The following is a 15,352-nucleotide window of genomic DNA, read 5'->3' on the forward strand; positions in this document are numbered from 1 at the left end:
TAAAGACGCTAAAAAGCCTCTGGTAATGGCAGGCTATGGAGTCAGAACCTCCGGCTGTGCGGACAAGCTTGTTGAATTCTGCGAGAAGCAGAATATTCCGGTTGTAACCTCAAGAGGCGGTATAGACGTTATACCGTCAGAACACAGACTTTTTGCCGGAAGACCGGGCAGCTACGGTGACAGACCTTCTCATTTTGCTATTCAGGAATGTGACTTTTTACTTATTCTGGGCAGCCGTCTTTCGGTATCTACAATCGGTTACTATCCTGACCGTTTCGGAAAGAATGCATATAAAGTAATGGTTGATATTGATAAGAAGGAACTTGACAAGGGCGATGTTCCTGTAAATGAAAACTATCACTGCGATATATCTGATTTTCTGGACAAGCTTATTCAAAATGCTGATGATAATTATGATGTCACATCACGCAGTGAATGGGTAAAACATTGTACAGATCTTCGGAAAAAATATCCGGTGGTACAGCCTGAATACCGCAGTGCAGATGTGATAAACAGCTATTATTTTACAGAAAAACTCAGCAAATATACTCCGGAAAATACAAATGTAATTGTTGATACAGGAAGTGTTTGCAATATCGTTTCCCAGACATGGAATCTTAAAGAGGGTCAGAGATATATTATTTCCGGCGGACTTTCGTGTATGGGCTTCTGGGCAAGTGCTGTAGGTGTTTCAACAATGTCAGACAAGGTTATTGCTCTTTCGGGGGACGGCAGTACTCAGATGAATATTCAGGATTTTGCCACAATGAAATACTATAATCTTCCGCTGAAACTGTTTGTATACAACAATAACGGGTATATGCTTATACGTCATAATCAGCATAACTATATGAATGACAGATTTTTGGGGGTAGGGCCTGACAGCGGTGTACAGACTCCGGACTTTTGCAAGGTTGCTGAAGCTTATGGTCTGAAAGCTGTAAAAATATCAAAAAAAGATGAAATTGACCAGAAGCTTCAGGAAGTGTTCGGCTATGACGGACCTGTTGTGTGTGAGGTAATGGTGGAGGAATTTGGTATAATTGCTCCGAGAATTGCTTCCCGTGTAATGCCGGACGGTTCACTGAAAGCTGCTGAATTTGACGACCTGTGGCCGTTTCTTGATAAGGAATAAGCTATGAATAAATATGATGTTCTGGTACTTGGCGGCGGTCCGGCGGGACTTTCCGCTGCCTATACTCTTGACAGATCCGGTATTAATGTCGGATTATATGATAAAAATGAAAGCCCCGGAGGACTGTGCAGAAGTTTCAGTATTGACGGATTTACATTTGATACATTTGCCCATGTGAATTTTTGTAAAGATCCTTATGTAATATCAATGCTTGAGGATAAAACAGACTTCATAACTCATGTTCCGGAGGCTTATAATTACAGCAAGGGAACATGGATCAGAAATCCCGTTCAGAATAATCTTATAAACCTTGATGTTGAAGAAAGAATTAAAATTATAAAAGGATTTATCGAACGGAAAATAAATGTTCCGGAAAATTATGACCAGTGGCTGAGAATGCAGTACGGTGATTATTTTACTGACAACTATCCGGCAAAATACACACGCAAATACTGGACAGTTGAGCCTGATATGCTTGAAACAAAATGGGTTGAGGGACGTATGTATACGCCGTCAATTGAGGAAGTGCTTCGGGGTGCAATGACTTCTGAAACGCCCAATGTTCATTACAGCAAGGAGATGCACTATCCGGCAAAGGGCGGCTACGGCAGCTTTTTCACTCCTTTTTACGGGGATTATTTTAATGGCAGCAAGGAATTGACAGAGCTTCGCATAAATAGTAAAGAAGCGGTATTCAAAGACGGTGAAACAGTAAATTTTGAAGAACTTGTAACATCAATACCGCTGGATATACTTATACACAGTATATCGGATATAAAAGTGCCGGAAGAAGTGGTCAATGCAGCAGATTCACTGGACTATACCTCTGGTGTAATGGTTTCTGTGGGACTGAATAAAAAACATTCTTCTCCATCATTATGGTTTTATATTTATGATGAAGACATACTTCCGGCAAGAATATATTGTCCGGATATAAAATCTCCTGCCAATGTTCCGGATGGATGCTCGGCAATGCAGGCAGAAATTTATTATTCAAAATACAAGCCGCTGAAAAAATCTCCTGAACAAATAAAAGATGAAACAATACGTCAGATGATTGGTATGGGGCTTTTCCGTGGGGAAGATATAGCAGTAACAGATGTCAGAACAGAAAAATATGCCAATATCATGTTTACAAAAGAAATATATAAGGCAAGGAAGATAATTCACGATTACCTTGATACGCTGGGGATTTATTATATAGGAAGATTCGGTGAATGGGGATATCTGTGGACTGGTCAGAGCATTTTAAGCGGACAAAGTGCAGCAGAGAAAATAAAAAATAGTCGCAGTAAAAAAAGCTATTTTGAAAATGATATTTAATTTAAATTTATTTTTTTGACAAGCTTAAAGCCTCCCGGAGAAAAAACGGGAGGCTTTAAAATTATCTTCTGCAGTTTTTGCCGCATTTTTTATCAAAAGCCGGATTGCATGCATAAAAATTTTTGGAATTTAAATTGTCCTGTGTTATGCGTAAGCCTTCGCCGAAACGCTGGAAATGAACAATTTCTCTTTCTCTGAGGAATTTTATCGGATCCCTTACATCAGGATCATCTGCCAGACGAAGAATGTTGTCATAAGTGGAACGGGCTTTTTGCTCTGCTGCCATATCTTCCATCAGGTCAGTAATGGGATCTCCTTTGACCTGAAAATATGTTGCTGTAAATGGCATGCCGGATGCCGCAACAGGATATATTCCAGTTGTGTGGTCTACAAAATAAGCGTCAAATCCGCTTTCCTTAATCTGGTCAGGAGTGAGATTTCGTGTCAGCTGATATAATATAGCAGAAATCATTTCCATATGTGCCAGTTCTTCCGTACCGATATCAGTTAACAATCCCTTTACCTCTCCATATGGCATAGAGTACCGTTGATTCAGGTAACGCATTGACGCTGCCAGTTCACCGTCCGGACCGCCCAGCTGGCTTATTATAAATTTTGCAAGTTTAGGATCAGGATTTTTAATATTGACCGGATACTGTAATTTTTTTTCATATTGCCACATTAATTAGCACTCCTTTCCCATGGCCACGGCTCATGAACCCAGGTCCATTTGTTACGGCTTAAAACCTGTTCGGCGGTAAGCGGACCATAAAGTTTGTTATATTCTTCAACAGCAGCTTTTTTCAGTGCTAAATATTTGTTGTAATAATCAAGTCCGTCCTGACATTCAGGATGTGTGTCAAGATAAAGAATGATTTCATCAAGTGCAAAACCATACATCTGAATTATCTGGAGCAGTTTATCCTTCTGGTTCATAACAACCCTCCTCCGGAGCGAAAGGCAAATCTAATTCCGGAAAAATAGTACCTCTTTCAAAGGCTTTTTCCTCACTGTAAGGCTGTTCCCATTGCTGAAATGGTACATATGCCATTGCCAGCGGAGTATGTTCCGGAAATCGGTTTTTTTTATTCATGCCGCTTTCAGGCGGACGCATAACAGGCTTAGTCACATCCGGAGCAACACGGATATTTTCAAACATACTGAAATCCAATTGAATACCCTCCCATGGTATATTTGCACGGTCTGACCGTACACTATATTTTATGTTTAATTAAGTGATTGTGTTAACTTGACAAAGTTTTGGAATAATGCTAATATTATTAAAATAAATCTCGTAGTAGTTAAGGTTGAATAAAATGAAAAAGAAATTTCTTATAATAATTTCTGCAATGCTTTTTCTTCTGACCGGCTGCATGGACGTACTAATTGAAGAGAAAGACCGGAATAATATTATTGACGTTTTGTCTGATGAGGGGATTATCCCTGACAGCTGGGAATTTATTGATTATCAAAAAGAGTGTGACTGGATGCTTCCTACCGGCGATGCCACCGGATATGACTATATCTACAAAGATGAAGATGATAAATATTATACTGTATATATGACCGACTTGTCATATGAAAAAGATACTTATTATGGCGACAGTGAGATTTTTATACAGGGCGGCGAAACCTATTATCTCATAAGGATTTCAGAATGTGACGTGACGATGACAACCGAAACTTTTTCAAGCGGGAATACCTACACATCATACGCAATAAATACGGTCAATTATGATTATGAAAAATATATTCTTCATTACGATAAATTAATTAATGTGTTCAGAACAGATAATCTGATTATTGAACCTGTTATATATTATGATGAAGAAGTAATCCAAACGGAAGAAACAACTTGATAAACAGGAAAGGATAAATTAAATGTATATTGCAGATGAAAAAAGATACGACAGAATGTATTACAGACATGTCGGAAAATGGGGATTAAAGCTGCCTCCGGTTTCTCTGGGAATGTGGCAGAATTTCAGTTTTACTGATAGCTTTGAAAATATGGAAAATATGTGCCATACGGCATTTGACAACGGCATAATTCATTTTGACCTTGCAAATAATTACGGGGATCCGTATAACGGAGCAGCCGAAGAAAACTTTGGTAAAATTTTAAGCAGAGGACTTGGAAAATACCGTGATGAGCTTTGCATATCCACCAAAGCAGGATATGACATGTGGCCCGGACCTTATGGCTCAAAGAATGGTTCCAGAAAATATTTAACGGCTTCTCTTGACCAGTCACTGAAACGCATGAAGCTTGATTATGTTGATATTTTCTATCATCATATTTATGATCCGGAAACTCCCCTTGAAGAAGTTGCACTTGCACTTGATAATGCGGTTAAGCAGGGAAAGGCACTTTATGTGGGCGTGTCAAACTATAATGCTCAGCAGACTAAAGAAATCAAGAAGATTTTTGATGAGCTTAAAACACCGTTTATTATCAATCAGCCGTCTTATTCCATGCTTAACAGATGGATTGAAGAGGACGGTTTAAAGGATTTTGCCTGTGAAAACGGGTTGGGACTTGCTGTATTTTCACCACTTGCACAGGGAATGCTGACTGATAAATATATCGGTACTGAACCGGGAGCATCAAAGCGTCCATGGATGAAAAATCAGCCGGATGAACAAACTGTGGAAAAACTCAAAAAGCTGAATGACATAGCGGCTGAAAGAGGGCAGAAACTTTCCCAGATGGCTCTTTCATGGGTACTCAGGGACGGTAAAGTTACAACAGTACTGATAGGTGCAAGCCGTCCGGAACAAATTGTTGAAAATGCTCAGGCAGTTTTTAAGACAGATTTTTCTGATGAAGAGATTAAGAAAATAGATGAAATAATCAGATAAGGCATATAAAAAAGGAGAAGCGTTATGGCAATGACAATTGTGTATGAGGTTGGTAAAAATCTTTATGTAAATATTACAAATAAATGTCCGTGCAGCTGTACATTCTGCATAAGAAAAAATGGAGACGGTGCTTACGGATCTGACAGTCTGTGGCTGGAACATGAACCATCTGTTCAGGAAGTGACAGATGCACTTGAAAAGCATGATTATAAAAAATATGATGAAATAGTTTTCTGTGGATATGGCGAGCCTACACAGCGTCTTGATACGCTTCTGAAAACGGCAGAGTTTATAAAGAAAAACAACGGACCATCTGTAAGAATCAATACAAATGGTCTTTCTGATCTTATTCATAACGAACCTACTGCCCAAAAGCTCCAGGGAGTTGTTGATATAGTTTCAATCAGTTTAAACGCCGGAACAAAAGAAGAATATCTTAAGGTTACCCGTCCGTCATTCGGCGAATGTTCCTATGAAGCAATGAAAAAATTTGCATCCGACTGTAAAAAGTACGTGCCGAAAGTAATATTTACAGTTGTAGACGTTATAGGAGAAAAGGAAATTGAGGCTGCCCGTCAGACTGCCGATGAGCTTGGAATTCCTCTGAGAGTAAGAAAATACGAAAGCTGAAAAAATCCCTGTATTCCTTTTGAATACAGGGATGAATTTTTAAAATTTTTCAATCCAGAATTTCTGGAATCCGCCTTCGTCATAAACATAGTAGTGAATGATTTTGTTTCCGTCTTTGTTGTATACAAGTTCAGTGCAGCCTTCTTCTTCCTGTTTGGTTTCAGAAGGTTCACCAAGTAAAGCCTTTATATCGTTCTGAGGAGTATTCCACTGAACGTTTCCCGGAACTGAGAATGCCGGATAATTATTTTTGTCCTTTATATCAACTCTTACTGACCATATCTGACAATCCGCCAAAGCTACGTCTGAATCACCTGTATTTGTAAATCCTACAGCCAGAACACCGTCATCACAGCTTTCGTGGGCGAGGTAAACATCACAGGAAAGCCTCAGTCCCGGAGTAACTGTTAAATCGTTTAAGCCGTATAATGCAGGATCAAATGACCAACCTGAATCAGTGAGTACTGATAAGTTGAATTCCGGTGTGTAACTTTCCGTACCGATTCCGAATGTGAGAGTTGTCCAGTCAGAAAAAGCTTCTGAGGACTGTGCAGTATTTTCGCTGCTCTGGGATTCTGATGACTGCGAATTGTTGTTAATATATTTATCTTTATTTACACTGCTGCATCCTGCAAGTGAGGATACAAGAACAGCGGCAGAAAGAATGCCTGTTAAAACTTTTTTCATATTTTTCTCCTTACAATACTTATCCAAAAAACAACAAGATTATTTTATCATAATAATAAAATTTAGTCAATAGCATTATTTACATAATTTTTTGATTTGCACCTTATAAAAACAAAAAAAGTTGACAAAATTTACAAAATATGATAAAATTATTGATAACAATTATAAATGTTTTAAATTTATTGAGTAAATATATTGTTTTTCTACAGAAAAATAAGAACCTGTCTTTACAGGCTCTGATATTCAGGGGGAATCATATGGCATCAAATTCTAAAACTGTTGGGAAATCATCAATGGGGCTTACAAAGGCAATTAAAGTTTTTTCAATGCTTACTATTTCTGTTGTGCTGATTTTAATGGCGGTTATCAGCTATGCTGCGGTGTACGATATTGTAAAAGACGAGGCGGTAAACGAGTCCGGACAATCGCTTTCCGTTTATGGTGAACAGGTTAACGCATGGCTTGACAAACAGGCAGCTTTTACCGCTGAACAGGCAAATGCCGCCGGTGTTCTGGGAGAAAAAACTCAGGGACATGACAATAATGATTATTTTATAGACAGTGTGATGGAGTTAAATGATGATCTGCTTGACTGTTATACTGCTTATTCTGATAAATCATTATTTATGGCAGTAACAGACACTTCCACACTGCCGGAAGATTTTGATCCGACATCACGAAGCTGGTATCAGAATGCGGTCAAATCAGGCAGCACCGTATTTACATCACCATATATTGATACGGCGACAGGTTCAATGATTATCACGGTTAGTGCACCAATAAAGGAAAACGGAACTGTTGCGGGTGTTTTTGCAATTGATATTACACTTGACTCAGTCATGAATATAGTAAATGAGATGAAAATTACAGATAACGGTGCGCCTGTCCTTATTGACAGTGACGGAAATTTTGTCATTCATCCGTCTGAAGACTATGCTCCGCATACTGATGAATCCGGAAATGCTGTAATAATGTCTGCAAATGATGCAGATGGTGATTATGGAAAAGTTCTGTCACTTGTCAGTGATGACACAGTATATATGGAACTTAATAAGGACTATGACGGCACTGAAAAATACTTTGACTTTGAACGTCTTGATGCTGCTGACTGGGTGATCGGCTGTATAATTCCCAAAGGAGATATTGTTGGTTCACTCAGTAAACTCAAGCTTGTTTACATTCTTGTAATTGTTATTTTTGTTGTAATCGGAAATGGCATAATGATAGCTGTTACAAATTATCATCTCAGACCGCTTAAGAAAATCACAGCCGCAGCAGAGGAGATTGCCGGCGGAAATCTTAAGGCTGAATTCAATTATAATGCTTCTGATGAGATAGGTAAGCTATGTGACAGTTTTAGACACTGTACGGAATTTACAAGACATTACATAGCTGATATTTCTCAGAAACTCGATTGCCTTGCACAAGGAGATTTTACCATTGAAGTTACAGAGGATTATATAGGAGATTATGCAGAAATCAAGGAATCTCTTACACATATAATCTCATCTATGAGAAGTACCCTTAATAATATTGAAACAGCGTCGCAGCAGGTATCACTGGGTGCGGAAAATATTGCACAGTCTGCAACAGAGCTTGCAGCCGGAGTTAATAATCAGACGGAGTCTATACAGAATCTTAATGAAAATATCCGTTCAGTTATTGATAAGGTGAAATCAAGTGACACAAATGCGACAAATGCCAGCAGGCTTGCAAACAGTGCCAAGGGAAAAATTGAAAACAGCAATGAGGAAATGAACAAACTTCTTGCGGCAATGAAGGAAATATCTGAAATGTCAGCAAAAACTGCAAGTATTGTTAAAACTATTGATGATATTGCTTTTCAGACTAATATTCTGGCACTTAATGCTTCTGTGGAAGCTGCCCGTGCAGGTACGGCAGGAAAGGGATTTACAGTGGTTGCCGGAGAAGTCAGAAATCTTGCCGGAAAATCTGCTGAAGCAGCAAGGCAGTCTTCATCATTGATACAGCAGACGGTAGATGCTATTTCAGCCGGTGCGGCACTTGCAAATTCTACTGCTGAATATCTTTCAGAAGCAGTTAATGATACTGTTCTTGTTGATGAAAATATCAATAAAATTTCTGCATCTGCAAAAGAACAAAGCAAATATATGGACAATATTTTTGAAAGCTTAAATTCAATTTCTGAAATTGTCAGTGAAAACTCCGGAACAGCTCAGTCAAGTGCTGCTTCAAGCGAGGAACTCAGCGGTCAGGCAACAATGCTTACTGATCTTATTTCTGAATTCAAACTCTGAAAATAAAAGGGAACGTGTCAGGCGTTCCCTTAACTTATATTTTGATATTTAGCAGTCCGGCTGCGTTTCTGAAAAAGATTTTTTCTTTGTCTTCCGCTGGAATATCCAGATTTTCTATCATTTTTATTTCATTTACCGGATTATCCCATGGACAGTCACTGGCAAGAAGAATTCTGTCTGCACCATGCTTTTTAATTATTCTTGAGAGTATGGATGTTCCTATTTCTCCGGCAATAAAACTTATATCAAAAAAGAGTCTGCCGTCCTTTCCGGCAAGATAACGCTCTGTCTGTTCCCATCTGTACATGCCTCCCAGATGAGCAAGAATCATAGTAAGGTCCGGAAAATCCTTGTGTATTGCGGCATAATCAGCAGGTGTACTGTGCAGATCATCAGGTGACAGTGGGTCATATCCGGCGTGGAATACGACCATTAATCCCAGATCTGAGCATTTTTGCAGTATGGGGTAAATTTTTTTATCACTTGTATAAAAATTCTGATAGTCCGGATGAAGCTTTATTCCGTATAGCCCCATCTCCTTTATACGTTCAATTTCCTTTTCTGCGTCGGGAGCATCCGGATGAACGCTGCCAAACGGATAAATACGGTCTGACATTACTTCCTTTGCCCAGTTGTTTACAACTGTCTGCTGAGACGGTTTGGTGGCAATGGGAAGCAGTACTGACTTATCAATGCCGTTTTTATCCATAAGTTCAAGCATCCCTTTTACAGTGCCGTCGGTATGCGGCTTTATGCCCGATGTGCCTTCAAGACTGCTCATTGCTTTTTTCACAATTTTATCAGAAAAAGCATGAGTATGAAAATCTATAAACATTATTTTTCACCCTTTAATAAAAGCTATTTATTTAATAGTATATCTTTGTGTACAATTTGTCAATTGTAATTTTAAAAAAACACTTGCTTTTTTTTAAAAATATGATAGAATATAAGTAAGAGTAATTTTTGCTCTATTAACTGTTCGGAGGTGTTAATAATGGCATACAAAATTTCAGATGAATGCATCAGCTGTGGTGCTTGTGCTGGCGAATGTCCAGTTGGAGCTATCTCAGAGGGAGACGACAAGTACGTTATCGATTCTGAAAAGTGTATCGACTGCGGCGCTTGTGCTGGTACATGTCCTGTTTCAGCTCCTGCGGCTGAATAATTTTACTTCATAAAAGAACACCTTTTATTTTTTGAAAAGGTGTTCTTTTTGTTTGAAACAGTAAATGCATATACAATATATGCTGGATCTTAATATTATTTGAATAACATCAGATTGAAATGTTTATGATTATCTGTATTTGGGAGGTATAAAAATGAAAAAATTAGTTGCAGTACTGGGAAGTACAAGATCTGGTTCAGTTTCAGAGGCTGCTGCGGAGCAGTTTATAAAAGGTGCTGAGGACGCAGGTTATGAAGCAGTGATTTTTAAAGTAAATGAAATGAATATCAAAGGCTGTATGGGCTGCGGCAGCTGCCGTAAAAACGGTACGGACTGTATTATACAGGACGATATGCAGAAATATTACAAGGAACTGCATGAATGTTCCGCATTGCTTGTGACCTCGCCGAATTACTATGCAAATATTGCCGGACCTATGATAACATTTATGAACAGGCATTACTGTATGAATAATCCTGACAAAACCTCAAGGCTTCAGCCGGGTATAAAGCTTGCCGGAATTTTTGCACAGGGTGCGCCGGAGAATTACCCGGATTATCCGGAAAAATATGACTGGTATCTGAGTACATTTACCGGCAAGGGCATGGAGCTTGTGGGAAAACAGATAATAGGCGGCGACAGCAGCAGGGAAGATGCCATGAAAAAGGCATATGAAATGGGCAGAAGCCTGTAATGCTTGATCCGAATATAAGAGAAGCACTGTTTTGGTATCTGGATAATAATTATGGTAAGCACCGTACCTTTGAGGAAGTTCCTATCCATACATCACGAGCTGATATTTATGCTGTGACCGATTATGGACTTATCGGATTTGAAATAAAAAGCGATAATGATACATACAGCCGTCTGGCGTCACAGGTGAAGAATTATGACGTCTATTTTGACTTCAATTATGTTGTTGTCGGGAAAACTCACCGCAAAGGCGTAGAAAAACATATTCCCGATTACTGGGGAATATTCTGCGTTTATGAATCGGATGGCGGAGTATCAGTTGAGCTTGTAAGACCTCACGGGAAAAATCCGAAGGTAAAACTTAAAAAGCAGATGGAGCTTTTGTGGAAAAGGGAGCTGTCGCATATTCTGGCTGTAAATTTTATGCCCGGATACCCTCAGAAGAGTAAGGATTTTATCAGGAAAAAGCTTTTGGAGAGAGTTCCTGAGGAATTTCTTAAAAAGCAAATGTATGAGGAGCTTTTTGAGAGAGATTATACATTGTTGTAAAATTTATAAGGGAACGCCCTTTCTTACAATGGCGTTCCTTCAACTTTTACAGTAAAAAAGAGCTTTTTCAATTTTACCTGAAAAAGCTCCTTTTTTATTATTTTTTATGATAGCTTCTGAAATCAAAATGAATAATCTCAGTTATAAAGCTGAGCATTTCTGATGCGGAATGAATAAGCTCCATTACCGTATCAGTATCAATGTCAAAGGGCATATCAGCCGGATACCTTGTTTCTATGTAGTAATGATTAAGCAGTGTGCTTTTTTCCAGCCATTTTGAAAAATGATTGTCAATCTGCATAGCCTGCTTGCACAGCCATGTCAGGTTGTGTCCGTCATAAAGCTTGTGCTTTTTAAAAAGAAGATACCCCTTAAGCCCCTTTTCTATGCACTGCTGACAATGGAATGCCGCACCGTTATAGCAGCGTTCATCTCCCAGCAGTGTTTTTGCGGCAAGCAAATCAAGATTGGCATAATAAAGCCAGTCAAAATATCTTCGGCTGTCATTGTCACGATATCCTCTACCCATACAGCACCGTCCCGGAATTATTTATTTTCCACGCAAATGTTCCTATTTCATTTTTCAGACTGTCAAATTCCTCTTCACGATAAATAACAATATCAAAAGGAAGTTCACAGTCAATATTAAGATACAGTCTGCATTCAAGCTCGGAGCTGTTTTTGACCTGATCATCCACAATCAGTGCAAGCTTGAAGCTTGTAAGCTCTCCGTCTGTATTGATTTTATTGCTTATCAGATATATGCGTATCAATTCATCACAATGATCCGCAATACTTTTTACAAGCTTTTGAATATGCGGGTTGTTTTTCATATTTTTCTCCGTTTCTGTAATGATTATCAGTTTATAATATAAATTCCGTCTTCACAGTCGAATATATATATTATTTTATCTGTATAACTATATTCGTTGCTTTCGCCGTCAGGACTTGCTGTAAGATCAAGCAGGGCAAATTTTACATCCGTTAAAGTTTCCTCAAATGACTTTTCAGCACCGTTTTCCTCATAAATTCCATTGAGCATGGTGATAATATCATCAATATTTGTGTCGGCATTTCTTCCGCCGCAGTTTGTAGCCTCAATCGATATAAATTTATAGCTTTCGCCTAAAGCAGCAACAGTATCTTCAGAAACTTCATTTATAAAATCTGAAACCTCCTGTCCGCTGTTTTCCTTTAAATAATCAATATAATATTTTGGCTGAGTAGATTCAAAAAGTTCAGTATCCTTTGTCTGTACAGAATAATAATAATCTGCAAGCTTGTTCATTTCTTCATCAGTAAAAAAGCGCCTGTCAAACAGCATGTCAATGTCATGACTGGAAGTCTGACGCATTGTAGAACCGTATGGCATATCTTCTTCTTTCATATTGCTGATATCTTCTTCCTCACTGCATCCGCAGAATAATACGGCAGAAAAAACCATTGCAATCATCAGGGATAAAAATTTTTTCATATCAATCTCCATTCTGCCGGAAATCAGTCCGACTTAAAACTATTATAACAATAGCACAAAATAAGCTTTCTGTCAATCAAAGAAATTATAATTTATAAAAATTGTTGAAAAAATATCAGAAATATAGTATAATTTACTTGTAGATTTTTTTGCCTTTCGGCAAATAATAATTCAGGAGGAAACATGCCCAGATTTTTTCTTGAACACATTGACACGGAAAATCCGTCAATAACCGGGGAAGATGCCCGCCATATCGGACGTTCTCTGAGAATGAGACCCGGTGAAAAGCTGACAGTCTGTGCCTGTGGTGTGGATTATGAATGTGACATAAAATCAATTACGGAAGATACTGTTTATCTGAATATACAAAACAGCAGACTTTGCTCTGCTGAACCATCAATAAAGCTTACTCTGTTTCAGGCTGTGCCTAAACAGGACAAGCTGGAGCATATTATCCAGAAGGCTGTTGAGCTGGGAGCGTCTGAAATAGTTCCTGTGCTTACAAGACGCTGCGTTTCAAGACCGGATAAAAAGGACTTTGAAAAAAAGCGTACAAGGCTTAATAAGATAGCTCTGGAGGCTGCAAAGCAGTCGGGGAGAGGAATTATCCCGGATGTAACTTCCATTGTTTCATTCAGCGAAGCTGTTGAACAGATGAAAGCGTTTGACTGTCCGGTAATGCTTTACGAAGAGGGCGGAATAAGATTTTCTGAACTTAAAACAGAAAATAAAAAAACTGTTGCTCTTTTTGTGGGAAGTGAAGGCGGATTTGATGAAGAAGAGGCGGAAGCTGCAAGAGCCGCAGGTATTCAGACGGTCTGGCTGGGAGAACGAATTTTAAGATGTGAAACCGCACCTTTGACTGCAATTTCAATTTTGATGTATATAACAAAAAATTTATAAAATTGTTGAAATTATCTGCAAAATATGATATAATTAATGAAAGGCAGTTATTTCATTACATTTGCGGACTTCCTATGAGAAAATTAACGGAAAAAAGCTGTGCAAAGACATGTAATAACTGCTCTGGGAATCCTTGTGGATATAAATGGTAAAATAAAGCCGGAACGGACCGCAGGCCGGGCGTTTCCCTGCGGAGAAAAGAGGACTACAATGAAAAAAGGATTAATTATCGGACTTATTGCCGGAGCAGCAGCGGCTGTAGCTGCAACTGTATTTGTAAAAAAGAAAAAAGAATATGATTACTGTGATGACAGTGATCTTGCATGTGATGACTGCTGCGGTGACTGCTGCGACTGTGATGACGATGATGACGATTCTGTTAACGAAATTCCTGCTGACAAAACAGAAGAAAGCGTTATTATCACTGACGCATGCGCATGCGGTGCTTCTGAAGAGGAAGTTCTTGATAAGGTTGAAGACACTGTTGAATCTGACGAGGTTTAATACCGTTTTTACCGATACCATAATCAGCTCTTGTCCGCATAGAAAGGACGTTTTCGGACGTCTGTGCGGACAGGTTTCTGATGCGTCGGCAATTTTTTATAAAAAATCTTAAAAACCCCTTTACAAATCAGAAAAAATGTGATATAATAATTTGGCAATCGAGGTGTGGCTCAGTTTGGTAGAGCGCTGCGTTCGGGACGCAGAGGCCGTGGGTTCAAGTCCCGTCACCTCGACCACCCCCTTAAATTGTAATAAAAATTTTTTCTTTACTATTCTGTGATATCATTTTATTCTGGTGTCACAGTTTTTTTCTTAACTGGCAAAGCAAATGTGATTGGAGAAAAACAATGTTAAAAAAAATTACGGCAGTTTCATTAAGTGTGATTATGGCTTTTTCCCTTACCGCATGCGGCAGCAAAGAGGCGGAAAAAAGCGGGGATTATCTTACGGGAAATAAATGGGAAAGTACAAGCGGGATGCTTCTGGAACTTAACAAAGACGGGGATTTTAAATTTTTCAGGGACAAAGCTGACAGAAATGACAACTATTATACCGGAACATTTACTGTGAAATGCGGTCAGGTGGCAATTGATTATCTTGAAGAAAATCATGAGCTTCCAGAAGAAAATCAGCGTAATGCAATGGCTCAGTTCAGCGTTGATGAGGATTATTACTATGTTCTGATCCTCAATAATCAGGAGTGCATTGAGGGCGGTACAAATACTCTGGAAGAGGAAAATCCGGTAACATATTATGGATATTATATGCCGGATTATGAATATTTAAATCTTTACAATTTAAAAACCATGGGACAATACGAATTTTATAAAAAATAATTTAAGGGAGCTTTTAATGGCTCCCTTCAGTTTATCGAAAAAGTCTTTTTGAAATGATATTTAATTAAAAAAGTTTTGGTCAAGCTTTTTCAAAAGCTTGTGGGGTGCATGGGGCAACTCTAACCGAGCCCGTCCCTTTTGTCAGCAAAGCTGACATTTCCCTACCCTGTGATGAATCACCCCTGCTCGCCGTCCGCAGACGGCGAAATTTCTTTCCTTAGAAGCACTCCGCAAGGGGTGAATTTTCAGGCTTTCAGCGTACCCGCCAACCGCACCCTCAAGTGCAAAAAGAAGCCGGATAAAAACATCCGA

General features: G+C 38.8%; 20 protein-coding genes and 1 tRNA gene. 13 read left to right on the forward strand and 8 right to left on the reverse strand.

The features are described 5' to 3' along the window. Together ACI4WO_RS03090 and ACI4WO_RS03095 are read left to right on the forward strand one after the other, a co-directional pair. Positions 1-1,135 (forward strand): thiamine pyrophosphate-binding protein (locus ACI4WO_RS03090; protein WP_439806096.1); only part of this gene is annotated, 1,135 nt, incomplete at its 5' end. A gap of 3 nt (positions 1,136-1,138) precedes the next feature. Beyond that, the gene (locus tag ACI4WO_RS03095) at positions 1,139-2,458 is read left to right on the forward strand and encodes a protoporphyrinogen/coproporphyrinogen oxidase (RefSeq protein ID WP_439806097.1); all 1,320 of its coding nucleotides are present in this window, start codon (positions 1,139-1,141) and stop codon (positions 2,456-2,458) included. A gap of 61 nt (positions 2,459-2,519) precedes the next feature. Here the strand turns inward: ACI4WO_RS03095 and ACI4WO_RS03100 are convergent, their stop codons facing one another. The 3 genes from ACI4WO_RS03100 to ACI4WO_RS03110 are packed head-to-tail and all read right to left on the reverse strand — an operon-like array spanning position 2,520 to position 3,629. Continuing rightward, positions 2,520-3,140, reverse strand: coding sequence for a manganese catalase family protein (locus tag ACI4WO_RS03100; protein WP_439806098.1), 621 nt, complete (start codon positions 3,138-3,140; stop codon positions 2,520-2,522). Next, on the reverse strand, positions 3,140-3,394 hold the full coding sequence (locus ACI4WO_RS03105; RefSeq protein WP_439806099.1) for a spore coat protein CotJB: 255 nt from the start codon (positions 3,392-3,394) through the stop codon (positions 3,140-3,142). Before ACI4WO_RS03105 ends, ACI4WO_RS03100 begins: the two co-directional genes overlap by 1 nt. Then, a complete protein-coding gene (locus ACI4WO_RS03110) occupies positions 3,378-3,629 on the reverse strand; it encodes a spore coat associated protein CotJA (protein ID WP_439806100.1) in 252 nt (83 codons plus the stop codon). Before ACI4WO_RS03110 ends, ACI4WO_RS03105 begins: the two co-directional genes overlap by 17 nt. A 145-nt stretch (positions 3,630-3,774) precedes the next feature. Between ACI4WO_RS03110 and ACI4WO_RS03115 the strand changes: the two genes are divergently transcribed. From ACI4WO_RS03115 to ACI4WO_RS03125, 3 genes are read left to right on the forward strand one after another with little or no spacing between them, the layout of a single operon-like run. After that, positions 3,775-4,317 (forward strand): hypothetical protein, encoded by a 543-nt coding sequence (locus ACI4WO_RS03115; RefSeq protein ID WP_439806101.1) that lies wholly within the window; start codon positions 3,775-3,777, stop codon positions 4,315-4,317. A 22-nt stretch (positions 4,318-4,339) separates the two neighbouring features. Next, on the forward strand, positions 4,340-5,320 hold the full coding sequence (locus ACI4WO_RS03120; RefSeq protein ID WP_439806102.1) for an aldo/keto reductase: 981 nt from the start codon (positions 4,340-4,342) through the stop codon (positions 5,318-5,320). A gap of 24 nt (positions 5,321-5,344) precedes the next feature. Next, positions 5,345-5,950, forward strand: a complete 606-nt coding sequence (locus ACI4WO_RS03125; RefSeq protein WP_439806103.1) for a TIGR04100 family radical SAM protein — start codon at positions 5,345-5,347, stop codon at positions 5,948-5,950. A 39-nt stretch (positions 5,951-5,989) separates the two neighbouring features. Here ACI4WO_RS03125 and ACI4WO_RS03130 read toward each other — a convergent pair whose 3' ends face one another. Then, complete coding sequence (locus ACI4WO_RS03130) at positions 5,990-6,637, reverse strand: hypothetical protein (protein ID WP_439806104.1); 648 nt, start codon at positions 6,635-6,637, stop codon at positions 5,990-5,992. Between the two features lie 257 nt (positions 6,638-6,894). On the opposite strand from ACI4WO_RS03130, the gene ACI4WO_RS03135 reads away from it, so the two are divergent. Then, positions 6,895-8,916: a methyl-accepting chemotaxis protein gene (locus ACI4WO_RS03135; protein ID WP_439806105.1), complete on the forward strand. Its 2,022-nt coding sequence runs from the start codon at positions 6,895-6,897 to the stop codon at positions 8,914-8,916. 34 nt (positions 8,917-8,950) lie between these two features. Here ACI4WO_RS03135 and ACI4WO_RS03140 read toward each other — a convergent pair whose 3' ends face one another. Next, positions 8,951-9,751: an amidohydrolase family protein gene (locus tag ACI4WO_RS03140; protein WP_439806106.1), complete on the reverse strand. Its 801-nt coding sequence runs from the start codon at positions 9,749-9,751 to the stop codon at positions 8,951-8,953. Positions 9,752-9,910: 159 nt separating this feature from the next. Here ACI4WO_RS03140 and ACI4WO_RS03145 point away from each other — a divergent pair, with 159 nt between their 5' ends. The 3 genes from ACI4WO_RS03145 (at position 9,911) to ACI4WO_RS03155 (ending at position 11,323) form a co-directional block, all read left to right on the forward strand. Beyond that, a complete protein-coding gene (locus ACI4WO_RS03145; RefSeq protein WP_439806107.1) occupies positions 9,911-10,081 on the forward strand; it encodes a DUF362 domain-containing protein in 171 nt (56 codons plus the stop codon). A 154-nt stretch (positions 10,082-10,235) separates the two neighbouring features. Continuing rightward, positions 10,236-10,775, forward strand: a complete 540-nt coding sequence (locus ACI4WO_RS03150; RefSeq protein ID WP_439806108.1) for a flavodoxin family protein — start codon at positions 10,236-10,238, stop codon at positions 10,773-10,775. After that, the gene (locus ACI4WO_RS03155) at positions 10,775-11,323 is read left to right on the forward strand and encodes a sce7726 family protein (protein ID WP_439806109.1); all 549 of its coding nucleotides are present in this window, start codon (positions 10,775-10,777) and stop codon (positions 11,321-11,323) included. Before ACI4WO_RS03150 ends, ACI4WO_RS03155 begins: the two co-directional genes overlap by 1 nt. Positions 11,324-11,420: 97 nt before the next feature. Here ACI4WO_RS03155 and ACI4WO_RS03160 read toward each other — a convergent pair whose 3' ends face one another. From ACI4WO_RS03160 to ACI4WO_RS03170, 3 genes are read right to left on the reverse strand one after another with little or no spacing between them, the layout of a single operon-like run. Then, on the reverse strand, positions 11,421-11,852 hold the full coding sequence (locus ACI4WO_RS03160; protein WP_439806110.1) for a HEPN domain-containing protein: 432 nt from the start codon (positions 11,850-11,852) through the stop codon (positions 11,421-11,423). Further along, positions 11,845-12,156: a hypothetical protein gene (locus ACI4WO_RS03165; protein ID WP_439806111.1), complete on the reverse strand. Its 312-nt coding sequence runs from the start codon at positions 12,154-12,156 to the stop codon at positions 11,845-11,847. The genes ACI4WO_RS03160 and ACI4WO_RS03165 overlap by 8 nt, the downstream gene beginning before the upstream one ends. A 26-nt stretch (positions 12,157-12,182) precedes the next feature. Then, a complete protein-coding gene (locus ACI4WO_RS03170) occupies positions 12,183-12,797 on the reverse strand; it encodes a hypothetical protein (RefSeq protein WP_439806112.1) in 615 nt (204 codons plus the stop codon). 183 nt (positions 12,798-12,980) lie between these two features. Here ACI4WO_RS03170 and ACI4WO_RS03175 point away from each other — a divergent pair, with 183 nt between their 5' ends. From ACI4WO_RS03175 to ACI4WO_RS03190, 4 genes are all read left to right on the forward strand, one after another. Then, the gene (locus tag ACI4WO_RS03175) at positions 12,981-13,700 is read left to right on the forward strand and encodes an RsmE family RNA methyltransferase (protein ID WP_439806113.1); all 720 of its coding nucleotides are present in this window, start codon (positions 12,981-12,983) and stop codon (positions 13,698-13,700) included. Positions 13,701-13,799: 99 nt separating this feature from the next. Beyond that, positions 13,800-14,204 carry a hypothetical protein gene (locus tag ACI4WO_RS03180; RefSeq protein WP_439806114.1) on the forward strand — a complete coding sequence of 135 codons (405 nt, stop codon included), beginning with the start codon at positions 13,800-13,802 and terminating at the stop codon, positions 14,202-14,204. A 159-nt stretch (positions 14,205-14,363) separates the two neighbouring features. Next, a tRNA-Pro gene (locus ACI4WO_RS03185) sits at positions 14,364-14,440 on the forward strand. A 111-nt stretch (positions 14,441-14,551) separates the two neighbouring features. Next, positions 14,552-15,040, forward strand: coding sequence for a hypothetical protein (locus ACI4WO_RS03190; RefSeq protein ID WP_439806115.1), 489 nt, complete (start codon positions 14,552-14,554; stop codon positions 15,038-15,040). Positions 15,041-15,352: the final 312 nt, after the last annotated feature.

Origin of the sequence: Porcipelethomonas sp. (assembly GCF_051893655.1) — a bacterium.
Taxonomy (GTDB): domain Bacteria; phylum Bacillota; class Clostridia; order Oscillospirales; family Ruminococcaceae; genus Porcipelethomonas.

Excerpts from the sequence above, each read along its gene's own strand:
- ACI4WO_RS03095 (WP_439806097.1), top strand. The coding sequence starts at position 1,139 with ATGAATAAATATGATGTTCTGGTACTTGGCGGCGGTCCGGCGGGACTT.
- ACI4WO_RS03100 (WP_439806098.1), bottom strand. The coding sequence starts at position 3,140 with ATGTGGCAATATGAAAAAAAATTACAGTATCCGGTCAATATTAAAAAT.
- ACI4WO_RS03105 (WP_439806099.1), bottom strand. The coding sequence starts at position 3,394 with ATGAACCAGAAGGATAAACTGCTCCAGATAATTCAGATGTATGGTTTT.
- ACI4WO_RS03115 (WP_439806101.1), top strand. The coding sequence starts at position 3,775 with ATGAAAAAGAAATTTCTTATAATAATTTCTGCAATGCTTTTTCTTCTG.
- ACI4WO_RS03120 (WP_439806102.1), top strand. The coding sequence starts at position 4,340 with ATGTATATTGCAGATGAAAAAAGATACGACAGAATGTATTACAGACAT.
- ACI4WO_RS03125 (WP_439806103.1), top strand. The coding sequence starts at position 5,345 with ATGGCAATGACAATTGTGTATGAGGTTGGTAAAAATCTTTATGTAAAT.
- ACI4WO_RS03130 (WP_439806104.1), bottom strand. The coding sequence starts at position 6,637 with ATGAAAAAAGTTTTAACAGGCATTCTTTCTGCCGCTGTTCTTGTATCC.
- ACI4WO_RS03135 (WP_439806105.1), top strand. The coding sequence starts at position 6,895 with ATGGCATCAAATTCTAAAACTGTTGGGAAATCATCAATGGGGCTTACA.
- ACI4WO_RS03140 (WP_439806106.1), bottom strand. The coding sequence starts at position 9,751 with ATGTTTATAGATTTTCATACTCATGCTTTTTCTGATAAAATTGTGAAA.
- ACI4WO_RS03145 (WP_439806107.1), top strand. The coding sequence starts at position 9,911 with ATGGCATACAAAATTTCAGATGAATGCATCAGCTGTGGTGCTTGTGCT.
- ACI4WO_RS03150 (WP_439806108.1), top strand. The coding sequence starts at position 10,236 with ATGAAAAAATTAGTTGCAGTACTGGGAAGTACAAGATCTGGTTCAGTT.
- ACI4WO_RS03155 (WP_439806109.1), top strand. The coding sequence starts at position 10,775 with ATGCTTGATCCGAATATAAGAGAAGCACTGTTTTGGTATCTGGATAAT.
- ACI4WO_RS03160 (WP_439806110.1), bottom strand. The coding sequence starts at position 11,852 with ATGGGTAGAGGATATCGTGACAATGACAGCCGAAGATATTTTGACTGG.
- ACI4WO_RS03165 (WP_439806111.1), bottom strand. The coding sequence starts at position 12,156 with ATGAAAAACAACCCGCATATTCAAAAGCTTGTAAAAAGTATTGCGGAT.
- ACI4WO_RS03170 (WP_439806112.1), bottom strand. The coding sequence starts at position 12,797 with ATGAAAAAATTTTTATCCCTGATGATTGCAATGGTTTTTTCTGCCGTA.
- ACI4WO_RS03175 (WP_439806113.1), top strand. The coding sequence starts at position 12,981 with ATGCCCAGATTTTTTCTTGAACACATTGACACGGAAAATCCGTCAATA.
- ACI4WO_RS03190 (WP_439806115.1), top strand. The coding sequence starts at position 14,552 with ATGTTAAAAAAAATTACGGCAGTTTCATTAAGTGTGATTATGGCTTTT.